Genomic DNA, 12,514 nt, shown 5'->3' with positions numbered 1-12,514 from the left:
GCTAAATGCCCCCGGCAAGGAAGGAAAGGGTATGAAAGCAATCAGTATCAATCCCAAAGGTTTTCGGAAAGACCAGATCAAATTCTATGTAATACTGGTCCCGTTGGCTGTATTTATGGCCTTGCCTATAGTATACATAGTGAATCATGCATTTAAGCCGCTAAGTGAACTATATGCATTTCCTCCCAAGTTTATAGTATCCGAACCTACTCTGGATAATTTTAGAAATCTGGCAAAGATTTCTAACGGGTCAGTCATATCCATAGGCCGCTATACCTTTAACTCCCTTCTGGTAACAGCGGCCGTGGTAGGACTTAATGTTCTCTTTGGCTCCATGGCAGGTTTTGCCCTGTCCAAGCTTGACTTTAAGGGCAAGAAGCTCATATTCGAGATCAATACCATCTCTATGATGTTTGTGCCTGCCGCCATGCTGATCCCAAGATATCTGGTAATAGACAAGATAGGCATCATGGATACATATCTGGCACATATACTGCCTCTTCTGGCTATGCCTGTTGGTATGTTTCTGGTCAAGCAGTTTATAGATCAGGTGCCAGGTGAGCTCATGGAAGCAGCCAAGGTGGACGGGGCAGGCTACTTTACTATTTACAGCAGGATCATCCTGCCCATGATAAAGCCTGCTATTGCAACTGTGTGCATCCTGTCCTTCCAGCAGGTATGGGGTAATCTGGAAACATCAAATATGTTCTCTACCAAAGAGAGCATGAAGACGCTGGCATTCTATATGAGTACCCTGATAAGCGCCAATAATACGGTTGCCGGTCAGGGCGTGGCTGCGGCTGCAGCACTTATCATGTTTGTCCCCAATATTCTGCTGTTCATAGTGCTTCAGAGTCAGGTGATGAATACCATGGCTCATTCGGGTATCAAGTAATATGCTTCGTTTTAAAGGGTTAATAGGTAATATAAATAGAAAGTATTCAAAAGATATAAATAAGCTTAGAAATAAAAATAGATATTTACTAAGTGAAAGTGCAAATGGACCGGTCTGTGGAAAAGTTTCCACAGACCGGAATATGGCATGCATAGCAGTGCTTATTTCTGCAGTGATACTTGTGGTGTCTGGCTGCAGCAAAAAGCCAGATACAGGTATATCTCAAAAGACTGACGGCGCTGAAATGGGCAGCTTTATAAACGATGCTGCTGCAAGTGTTGCCCCATCAAATGGAGCAGATGGAAAGACTGACGAAATGGATAATAATGACTTATTAAATAAAAATATTATGGATAATATATACGGATATCAGGGTGAATATGAGGATATGAAGGAGAGCTATACTAATCCCATAGACAGTATCCATGAGGATGCCTGGTATGACTACGGCACAGGCGATCCTTTTGTGATGAGATATAACGGATATTACTATCTCTATATGAGCACCAGGGACAATGAGGTGGGGATCAAATGCTTTAGCTCACGTGACCTGGTTAACTGGCATTATGAGGGCCTTTGCGCAGATGAAGATGTGACAAAAGGAGCTTATGCTCCTGAAGTGACCTATTATAATGGCAAATTCTATATGTATTCTTCTCCTGCAGGAAATGGCCATTATGTATTTGAAAGTGACAGCCCAATGGGACCTTTTAAGGTGATCACCCATAACCTGGGCTTTTCCATAGACGGATCTGTTTTTATAGATGATGATGGCAAATGGTATTTTTATCATGCAGGTGACAAGGGAATAGTGGCCCATGAGATGACCTCTCCTTCTGATATCGAAGCCGGGGGCAAAACCGTGGGAGCCTATATGAACGGCTGGACTGAAGGCTCCATGGTCATAAAGCATGATGGCAGATACTATATCACCTATACAGGCAATCATGTACTGTCCAAGGGCTATAGGATAGATTATGGAGTGGGTGATAGTCCTACTGACTTTACTGCAGCAGATACTAATCCTCTGCTATTGCATACCATGTCTGAGCCCTATGGCATAGGTCACAGCTCATCAGTCAAGGGACCTGACCTGGACAGTTATTATATCGTATACCACACCCTGGTGGGCAGAGCTATGGAGGGTATGCCCAAGAGAGAGATGAATATAGACAGGATAGTCTTCGACGGGGATGAGATGGACGTGCTGGGGCCCACTATGTCAGAGCAGCCCATTCCCTCTATGCCTGATATATACGGATATTTTAATGGCAAAGCTGATGATGAGTCTTCTCCCAATAATGGCAACGACTCCGAAAATGTGGAAATGATAATAAACGGGTCATCAGAGGATGCCTGGAGGATCAGTGACAGCCTTATAATCACCAGGGATGAGCATGAGGCAGATTTTACCGCTGAATACAACATCTGCATGAGATCTGGTGCTGAGAGCGCTGTGTATTTCTCATATACAGATGAGGATAACTACGGCTCTTTGACAGTCTCTGAAGAAGATCAGACAGTAGCTGTGACTATAGCAAAGGACGGCGTGAAGGTGGCAGATATCTTTGAACTAAAGGGAAGCTTTGGCGAAGAGGTAATGCTCACTTCAAATCAGGCCTTCCAGGTTGAGGTGTCTGATGGAAGGGGCCAGGTATATATGAATGACAGGCTCCTTGGAGAATTTGACTGTCCTCTAGGCGGCGGACATATAGCTGTAAGCGGAGGAGAGGCCAGAGTCAATTACGGCTTTGTAGGCGTATCAAATGCTGTAAAGGGCAGTAGTGCAAATGATTATCCCAAGCCCCTGCCGGGTACTATCCATGCTTCTCATGCATCATATGTGGATGAGAAGGGGGCTGAGTACAGGGTAAATCTGGCAGAGAAGGGCTCTTATGATATGACTGTGAGCTATAGCTCTGATAAAGATATGATGCTAACGCTATATATCGACGGCGAGCCGCTGACGGGTCATGAGCTCTTATTAGAAGCATGTAATGAAGAGGCGCAGGCTAAATATGCTATACTTCGCGGCATAGAGCTGCCGGAGGGCCTTCATGATATCAGGCTGGGATATGATGCGGGAAACGCGGAAGATGCGGCATTCAGCCTTGGCGACATCAGCTTTGGTAAACATGAGGATGTATCTGCTCTTACTGTAAGCTATGATTCTATCCTGGATGAATCCGTATACTCAGACGGTGGATGGAAGATAGCAGATGGCACGATGTCTGTCAGAGCCGGTTCAGCTGCAGCCAAGCGCCTCTACGGCAGCGAATATATGGGTGACTATAGCTTTAAATGCCGGATGTCCATAGATGGCGATAAGGGCAGCGCGGGCGTACTCTTTAGAGCATCTGATCCTGCACTGGGAGGCCCCGGTGATGATTCGCTTCTGGGGACAGCCTTTGTCAGGGGCTATTATCTGGATATATGGAAGGGCAAGGTCTACCTCCAAAAGCTTAATTATGGTCAAAAGAGCCTGGCTGAAGCTGATATAATATCTCCTGGTCAGGATGGCGTCTATGATATAGAAGTAAAGCTTACGGCGAACCTGATAGAGATAAGTGTAAACGGTGATAAGCTTATCAGCTACATAGATAATGACCGCCCATTTATGAACGGCATGGCAGGTATAAGAAGCCTTGGTGCATCGCCTGTCGTAGAAGAACTGAGTATATCTCCAAACTAAATATATTACGGGGAAAACTCCGTCTTTGATGATCTTGATATGATAACTCCTAAGTAGGTTTAATAAGCAAAGCCTACTTAGGAGTTATTTGGATATAAAAATCATTGAAGCAAGCATCGTGCACTTATTGAAAATGCTGGAAAATCTTCTGCATCAACGTAGCTAAACACATATTGCAGATTATGGTATAATCCTGTGGAGTGGCATAAAAGGCTTCGATGGTCACAGACCCTGTTTTTATGGGTGAACATGATGCTTGTTAACGAGAGGAAGACTATGAAGATATTAGATACTACCATAAGAGACGGATCCTATGCTGTGGATTTTAAGTTCTCCTGTGATGATGTGAGACTGGCTGCCAAGTCCATTGAGAGACTGGGTATCCCTTATCTGGAGATCGGACACGGCAAGGGACTGGGTGCTTCAAGCCCTGAGAACGGTCTGTCACTGAATACGGATATTGAATATATGCATGCTGCAAGGGAGATACTATCAGGGACCAAGTTTGGATTCTTTTGCATCCCCGGTATTGCATCTCTTGAGGATATAGACCTTTTGGCTGACAATGGAGGCTCCTTTATCAGGATAGGTCAGAATGCAGATGATATCATGGAGGCACTGCCTTATGTGAAGAGGGCCAAAGAGAGAAGCCTCATGGTAGCTGTAAACTTTATGAAGACCTATATCATCAGTCCTGAAGAATTTGGACAGGCAGGAGAGGTCCTGGCCAAAGAAGGTGCTGACTGTGTATATATCGTGGATTCTGCAGGCAGTATGCTCACAGAGGAGATATTGGCATATGGAGAGGCTATCAGGAAGCGCAGTGATATCAAGATAGGCTTCCATGGACATAATAATCTGGGCCTTGCAGTCAGCAGTTCCATAGCATGTGCCAAGGCAGGCTTTGACCTTATTGACTGCTCTTTCCAGGGACTGGGCAGGAGCATAGGCAATACACCTACAGAGATGTTCGTGATGACAGCTCTAAGAGAGGGCATAGATATAGACATAGATATCCCCAGGCTCCTGGAGTCAGGCTTTACCTTTATCAGAAATGCTACAGACAGGGTGCCGCAGAATCCTTTGGATCTCATATGCGGTTATGCGGGATTCCATTCAGGCTATCTGACTGCCATCTACAGATGCAGCGAGGAGAAGCACGTAGATCCCCTTCGTCTGATCCTGGCATATGCTGAAAGGAATCGCAAGTCTATGGACTACGAGCTTCTGGGTGCTGTAGCAGATACACTTCCTGTGGACAAGGATATCAATCCTTATAGCTTCAGGCAGTATTTCAAAAAGACATATATTTGAGATACCTATATGTAGATATATATTTGGAATATATAACTCCAATATATGCGAAATACTATCCTTGAATGAATTTAGGATAGTATCAGCAGTAACATAATATTAAGCAAATTAAGATTTAAAAGATAATGAATAATATAATTAAAAAGATCATCAAGGCTGACAAGGTACTCCTTATAGCCTGGATACTGGCTGTCATTTCTGCCTTTTGGGTAAAGCCCGGCAGTGCATATATGGATTATATAGATTTCAGGTCGCTGGGTATACTCTGGGGCCTAATGGTGATCATACAGGGCTTTAAAGAAAATAGCGTATTTGAGAAGATAGGAAGCTATCTGATGAGTAAGGTGCATAGCGGCGGGCAGCTGGCGGCGGTGCTTGTTTTTATCTGCTTTATAGGCAGTATGTTTATCACCAACGATGTGGCTCTTATCACATTTGTCCCCTTTGCACTTATGATACTGAGAGACTGCGGCAGAGAGGATATGATGATCCCTGTGGTAGTATTACAGACTGTTGCAGCCAATCTGGGCAGTATGCTTACTCCCATTGGCAATCCCCAGAATCTCTATCTGTACGGAGTAACGGGTATGGGTATAGCTGAGTTTATCATGACCATGCTCCCATACAGTGTCGTATCCGCACTTCTCCTTGCAGCAGCACTGCTTCTGATCCCTGGACGCACTAGGGCTCTTAGCAGGGCGGGTAGATCTGAACTTACAGTCCGCTTTGGCAGTCCTGTTCAGATAGCTATATATGCGCTTTTGTTTTTAATTGCGCTGCTTTCTGTTATAAGGGTGGTGCCCTGGCAAGTCATGGCCCTCATAGTCCTGGTTATTGTAGGAGGCATGGATTATAAGATCCTCTTGCAGGCAGATTATATCCTGCTTTTGACCTTTGTTGGATTCTTTATCTTTACCGGCAATATGGGAAAGATTGCTTTTGTGAGCGACTTCTTAAAAAGCATTGTATCTGGCAGGGAGTTTGCTATTTCCATAGTGGCCAGCCAGTTTATCAGTAACGTGCCTGCTACCCTGATGCTGTCAGGATTTACTGAGAATTACAAGGCACTTTTAGTGGGAGTAAATGTTGGCGGGCTGGGTAGTTTAATAGCATCCATGGCCAGCCTCATCTCCTTTAAGGCATATAGTAAGGCTTATAAGGACAAGACAGGCAGATATCTTTTGGTCTTTACTGTGATAAACATAGTATTCTTGGCAGCTTTAGTGATTCTCAGTATGGTGTTTTCTATCCGATAAATACCAATTGTGTGTTATAATACTACTAATAGTATATTATTAATATACCAGGGGGTATTATGAAAATTAAAAAACGATATGGAATACTCTGTATTGTAGTGCTATTAGCTGTTCTGGGAATTACTGTTTATATGTTTAAGAGTCGTCTTGTTGCTGAGAATTATAATATTTCAGAATCGGCCAATGATTCTACAGAGCATACGCAGCAATTTGCAAGCTATACAGCAAAGAGTGTGAAAGAGATGTTTGAGTCAGATGAACTTGTTTCTTTTGCTGAAGCAGATGTAAATTATAATGAAGAAAATGATGAGTATGAGGTCGTTTTAAGCCTAGAGACCACAGAGGAGCCTTCTTCGGAAAAGATTGAATACTATAAGAGTATTCTTTATAACGGATATGGTAGTTATTCTTTGATCATTAATGGTATAGAGCGATAGATCATAGTGTTAAAAGCAGGTCTAATGAATTGGCTAGGAATCAATTCGTTAGACCTTATTATTTTGTGTGGCGTCTTTGGATACTGCACAATCTGTGCTACAATCATATTGTTTGATTTGTAAGGACTTTGATTTCATAATTTTATGTCATATATACCATATTTAGTTAATCGGAGAAGTTATGAAAACATTTGGTGGATTTCTTCCCTTTGAAGAATTGACGGGAAATGAATACCATGATTATAGCAGTGATCAGAAGCAGTATTACAATAGCGGTAAGACTGCAGTTTATTATTGTATACAGCAGCTTGGGATAAAGAGGCTGTTTCTTCCAAGGTTCTTTTGTCCATCAACCAAGGCATATATTGAGAGAAGCGGTGTTCAGGTATCTTATTATCACGTGAGAAAAGACCTGACTATAGAGCTGCCGGTATCAGAAATAGGAGATGAGGATGCTGCTCTTATCGTCAATTATTACGGCCTGTGCAGACGTAACATTGATGAGTATAAGGACAGCGGGATGAAGCTTATTATAGATAACTGTCAGGCCTTTTATGAAGAGCCTGTGTTTAAGGATAATGTACTTAACTTCTATGCTTATAAGAAGTTCTTTGGCGTGCCCGATGGAGCTTTTGTCCTGGGGTGGAAGCTGGAGGCTTATGATCTTCCCTGTCATCCGGGGCTGGATATAGCGGATTACCTGATAGGAAGCAGGACTTCCGGGACAGGTCCATGGTATCAACGCAAGAAAGAAGTGGATGAGATAATAGCATCAGACAGATTATCCGCATCTGCACTCACCAGGCAGCTGGTAAAGGCAATTGATTACGAGAGGATAAGGGATGCGCGAAGGAATAATTATCGCATCCTTGATGAGGCTTTTGGGAACGATAACCTCCTAAAGCTGACAATGGATGATAAGGCCGTTCCCTATCTTTATCCACTAAATATCGGAAAGGATATAAAAAAAGAGCTTGTGTCCAAAGGAGTATTTGTACCTACCCTGTGGGAGGATACCCTGGATAAGGCATATGAGGGTACGGATGAATACTTCCTGTCCAAATATACTCTGAATCTTCCTGTGGACCAGAGATATGATGAAGAGGATATGCATAGTATCATTTCAATCATACGGGAGCTTATATAGGATAGATACAGTCCCCTGCTTTCTTATGTGAAACTGGTTGGACAAGCTTCGCAGATGACATTTATCTTAAAGAATGAGATAATGCAAAAGTGGAGTGGATGGGCTTTTATGGGGAGAGAAAATGTCTAAAGGATTTGCTAAAGATTCTGCATATGGCAAAGAACTTGTAATAGTCGGTACAGGTGATTTTGCCGCTATAGTATATCAGATGATCCAAAGGAATAATGGGGCAGTCAGGGCGTTTTGCGTGGACGACGAGTACTATGATCCCAAGGCACCGCTCTTTATGGGAGAGAGGGTTATACCTACTTCCAGGATGATAGAGATATGTCCCCAGGGAGAATGCGGTGCTGTTTTGGGCTTTATCGGAAGCCCTATGTTTGATATCAGGAGGGAGAAGTTTAGTCATCTTTTGGAAATGGGCTATGAATTTCCCAATATAATTGACTGTGATACAGATTATCTCGAAGAGATAGGACATGGCAATATCATCATGCAGAATGTTTCCATAGGCTATGACAGCCATATCGGAGATTGCAATATAGTATGGCCGGGGGCGGTATTTCCTCACAATAATCACATTGGTAGTTTTAGCAATATTGCACCCAATGCCACCTTTTGCGGTTATGCTTCCATAGGTGACCATTGCTATATCGGAGCCGGAAGCGTGCTAAAGAACAGGATAACAGTGGCTGACAGGACCTTTGTGGGAGCAGCTGCATATGTCAGGCATGATACAGAGTCGGGTCAGACTATAGTACCTCCCAGGTCGTACATATTGGAGAGATGATTTTCGCCTAGGTCGTACATACAGGAGAGATGATTTTTTCCTGGGGTGACATTACTGTTTGCAAGCGTAGCTCATAAGCTGTAAGCATTTAGCTGGCAGTATTAATAATATACAGAAAGTAGATAGACATAGATTATGAAGAAGATATCATTTGTAATACCCTGTTATAAATGCGTAGATACCATAGGTAATGTAGTAAATGAAATATCTAAAGTAGTATCAGAGAGCAGCCTTGAAATGGATCATGAGGTCATCCTGGTAGATGACGGTTCCGGAGATGGCACCTGGCAGACTATCAGCAACCTTGCAGCTGAAGATCCCAAGGTAAAAGCTATAGGCTTTTCCAAAAACTTTGGCCAGGCATCTGCTATACTGGCAGGTCTTAAGGAGATAAGCGGAGATTACGTCTTTTGCATGGATGATGACGGGCAGGCTCCTGTTGAAGAAATCCCTAATTTTATCAGGGCTATAGATGACGGAGCAGATGTTGTATTTGCCAAGTACAATAAGGTACAGCAAAACGGCTTTAGGAATTTTACCTCCAGGATCAATGCCCATATGGCCAGGATACTCACAGAAAAGCCCAAGGGTGTGGAGACAGCCAGCTTCTTTTGCATGAGGGCTTATGTGGCTGAGAATATGGTCAGATACGATGGTCCTTATCCATATATTTCAGGGCTGATATTCCGTATCACACACAATGCTGTAAATCTCCCTGCAGAGCAGAGAAAGAGGGCAGCAGGATCCAGCGGCTATACTCTTAAAAAGCTTTTGGGACTATGGTTTAACGGCTTTACCTCTTTTTCCATATTGCCTCTTAGATTTGCCACAGCCAGCGGATTTATATTTGCGGCACTTGGCATACTCTTTGCAATAGTGACTATCATCAGAAAGATCCTCAATCCCGCTATACAAGCGGGCTACAGCTCCACTATAGCCTTTATCGCCTTTATTGGTGGCATCATACTCTTTTGCATAGGCGAAGTTGGAGAGTATATCGGCAGGCAGTATATGTGTACCAGCAAGAAGCCCCAGTATATAGTCAGGGAGAAAAAAGGATTTGAGGAAGACAGATAAATGAGTGGAAATACTGCCCTGCTGGGGCGAATAGTAAAGAAACATAGCCTGCGCAGGGATTTTATGACCAATCTCATTGCTGAGGGCATCAGTGCTGCTCAGTCTGCGCTTATTCTGATCTTCATATCTGCTTCCATGTCAGGGACGGATGCAGGGATATTCTCTATAGGTTATGCACTCTCTACCATAATCGGCGTCATGACCATGTACGGCGTGAGAAATTACCAGGTCAGTGACAGCAAAGACAGATATAGCTTTAATGATTACTTTCATACAAGGCTCCTGACCATGGCAGTAAGCTTTCTCCTTTTGGCCCTTTACCTAATATTCAGGAGCGGGGATTACGGCCCGTACAAGATGGTGGCTATAATCCTTATCTGTCTGTGGAAGAATGACAGCATGCTGGAGGATGTCTTTTTTGGTATGTACCAGAAAAAGGGCTATCTCACACTGGCTGCAGGTATATATGCCCTGCGTCTGTCTCTTTCTACAGCATTATTCTGCATTCTGACCTTCACTGGCATGAGACTTGTTACAATACTCCTTGTTGTGACCATATTCAGTTATCTGGCAACGGCCATCTTCCTGGGACTGACCTATCCCTTTATGGGAGAGAAGATATCCATGCCGGGCCTATCAGGCATCAGGGGGATACTCATAGCATGTGCTCCTCTTGCCCTGGCGGGAGTCGTGGGCAATTATGTGGGCAATGCTCCCAAATACAGCATAGACCTATATATGGACGATGCATCCCAGGCCATATTCGGATATCTGATCATGCCTTCCTTTGTGATACTGATACTGGCGAATTCAGTCTACAGGCCGGTTCTTGGCAGGCTTGCGGGCTTGTACATAGATGACCGAAGGGCCTTTGGCTCTCTCGTGTTCAGGCTTGTCCTAATGGTCATAGCCATGGGAGTTGTGATCGTACTGGCAGGAAGCCTTATAGGGATACCGGTGCTCTCTGTTTTTTATCATACAGACCTTGGTCCTTATAGAAGAGAGTTTATCCTGCTGCTTATGGGCGGTTCATTTTATGCCCTGGCCAGCTTTGGGAGCGCTGTACTCACTTCCATGACAAAGACTACGGCCATTGCTGTATCATATGGCTTGGCTGCTATTATATGCGTATTATCAGGCGGCATTCTGGTCCCTGCACTTGGCCTTGACGGTGCTGTGTATCAGTATCTTGTATGCAACCTTCTCCTGGCTCTTATGCTCATGGGAGCTATAGTTTTGAACATATTTATTAAGAGGCATTTATGAAAACAAAAGAATACGATCTGTTACCCATGATTTTTAAAAGGATTCCCCGTAATGCATGGATTGCATTTTTGGCAGGGATCATAAGCGGCATAGTGACTCACCTGTATATGCTGACCAATAAGTACCCTAACTGGGATGACTGCGCTGCCTTTAACAGCGGCGGCACCAGTACTACCATGGGCAGGTGGCTGGTCACTCCTGTACACAATTTCTTTGCAGAGTACAGTGCTCCATATGTACATGGTATGTTCTGTATCATACTTTTGGCAGTCAGTGCAGCCCTGGTGGTGAATATACTTAGTATCCGTTCGGCTACTGCTTCTGCCTTTACGGGGATACTGATGGTGGTATTTCCCTCTGTGGCCAGCTTTATGACTTATATGTTCATGGCGGCCAATACGGGAGTGGCTCTGCTTCTTGTAGTACTGGCAGTGTATTTTAGCAGGAAATACCGCTTTGGATGGCTGATGGGCGCAGTGCTTATCTTTTTTGCCATGGGTATCTACCAGGCATTCTTTGCATTTGCTGCCAGCCTTATGCTGATGAGCATGATAGTGGACTCTCTCTTTGGTATTGGGAGCTTTTCAGATCTGTCCGGGACAGAAACTTCTAAATTCCAGGCACATAAAGAAAAGCATACTAGCCCTGCAGGCAGATATATCATAATAGGAGTCAGGCATCTTTTGGCTCTGGGACTGGGCGTGTTATCATATCTGATTCTGGTAAAGCTCTCAGGCTGGGAGCTGGAAGACTACAGAGGCTCTGACAAGATGGGAGAGCTGCCTCTTAGCCAGATACCTATCGTGGTAGCAAGGGCATATCACAGGATATTGCAGTATTTTGTTACCAGGCCCCTGCCCTTTATGAGCAGCCTCTATCATATAGCAAATATAGCAGTGATACTGCTTCTCATAGTGGTCTATCTGATCTGCGTCAGAAAATGCAAAGGTCATATGCTTCTCAATATCCTGTCTGTGGCTATACTTCCTCTGGCACTTGGCCTCTTCTATGTCATGGCATATACAGTGGAGGATGCTTCCACAGTCATGACTTACAGCTATGTGCTGGTATATGTGATGCTCCTTGCACTTATTGAGCAGCTATCATCTGTAGCAGGTGACAAGATGACCAGGATACTTGCAGCAGCTGTTGCAATAGTGATGACAGTAGTCAGTTTGTGTAGCTACAAGATTGATAATGAGAGCTATTTTCGTATGCATATAGCCTATGAGAGAGTGTATGCATATTATGACAGGCTGGTGGTGAGACTGGAGGAGGCCGGCTACACGCTGGGAGAACGCGTAGTTGTGGCAGGCTCCATACCCGAGGATCTAAAGGGGATCGATTTTGATGGTATGGACTATTACCGCATGGTAAGCGTGGATGGCGTCACTGATGAGAAGGGCCTGATGACAGAAGGCGTCAGGACCAACTTCCTCAGGATATATCTGGGAGTGACATCGGGAGGCAATACAGTGACCAAGGATGAGACAGAGGCTATCAAGGCTAGTGAGAGCTTTAAGGCACTGGACATTTATCCCGGAGCCAACTGCGTGGGCAAGATAGACGACATCTGGGTCATCAAGGTAGGTGACTAAGGCAGATATCTGCTGGGTGAATCCGGCGAATGAATGATCTAT

The 12,514-nt window shown here is 44.2% G+C and carries 10 protein-coding genes; all 10 read left to right on the top strand.

The window, feature by feature from the left end; genetic code table 11:
- Window positions 1-31 precede the first annotated feature (31 nt).
- The 10 genes from G636_RS0104495 to G636_RS0104450 all read left to right on the top strand — a co-directional run bounded on the left by G636_RS0104495 (window position 32) and on the right by G636_RS0104450 (window position 12,472).
- On the top strand, window positions 32-895 hold the full coding sequence (locus G636_RS0104495) for a carbohydrate ABC transporter permease (protein ID WP_026507059.1): 864 nt from the start codon (window positions 32-34) through the stop codon (window positions 893-895).
- 142 nt (window positions 896-1,037) lie between these two features.
- Window positions 1,038-3,587, top strand: a complete 2,550-nt coding sequence (locus G636_RS19330) for a glycoside hydrolase family 43 protein (RefSeq protein WP_051226518.1) — start codon at window positions 1,038-1,040, stop codon at window positions 3,585-3,587.
- A gap of 276 nt (window positions 3,588-3,863) precedes the next feature.
- Complete coding sequence (locus tag G636_RS0104485) at window positions 3,864-4,901, top strand: pyruvate carboxyltransferase (RefSeq protein WP_026507058.1); 1,038 nt, start codon at window positions 3,864-3,866, stop codon at window positions 4,899-4,901.
- Between the two features lie 125 nt (window positions 4,902-5,026).
- A complete protein-coding gene (locus tag G636_RS0104480; protein WP_026507057.1) occupies window positions 5,027-6,157 on the top strand; it encodes an SLC13 family permease in 1,131 nt (376 codons plus the stop codon).
- A 59-nt stretch (window positions 6,158-6,216) separates the two neighbouring features.
- Entirely contained in the window at window positions 6,217-6,594 is a 378-nt protein-coding gene (locus tag G636_RS0104475; protein ID WP_155832318.1) for a hypothetical protein, read from the top strand.
- Window positions 6,595-6,775: 181 nt separating this feature from the next.
- Entirely contained in the window at window positions 6,776-7,741 is a 966-nt protein-coding gene (locus G636_RS0104470; protein ID WP_026507055.1) for a hypothetical protein, read from the top strand.
- A gap of 121 nt (window positions 7,742-7,862) precedes the next feature.
- Window positions 7,863-8,531: an acetyltransferase gene (locus G636_RS0104465; protein ID WP_026507054.1), complete on the top strand. Its 669-nt coding sequence runs from the start codon at window positions 7,863-7,865 to the stop codon at window positions 8,529-8,531.
- Window positions 8,532-8,666: 135 nt separating this feature from the next.
- Window positions 8,667-9,608, top strand: coding sequence for a glycosyltransferase family 2 protein (locus tag G636_RS0104460; RefSeq protein WP_026507053.1), 942 nt, complete (start codon window positions 8,667-8,669; stop codon window positions 9,606-9,608).
- A complete protein-coding gene (locus tag G636_RS0104455; RefSeq protein ID WP_026507052.1) occupies window positions 9,609-10,874 on the top strand; it encodes a lipopolysaccharide biosynthesis protein in 1,266 nt (421 codons plus the stop codon).
- On the top strand, window positions 10,871-12,472 hold the full coding sequence (locus tag G636_RS0104450) for a glucosyltransferase domain-containing protein (protein ID WP_026507051.1): 1,602 nt from the start codon (window positions 10,871-10,873) through the stop codon (window positions 12,470-12,472). Before G636_RS0104455 ends, G636_RS0104450 begins: the two co-directional genes overlap by 4 nt.
- Window positions 12,473-12,514 lie beyond the last annotated feature (42 nt).

Source organism: Butyrivibrio sp. MC2013, from assembly GCF_000424585.1.
GTDB lineage: Bacteria > Bacillota > Clostridia > Lachnospirales > Lachnospiraceae > Butyrivibrio.
Note: the sequence above shows the minus strand (reverse complement) of the source record. Positions and strands in the feature narration are given on the sequence as shown.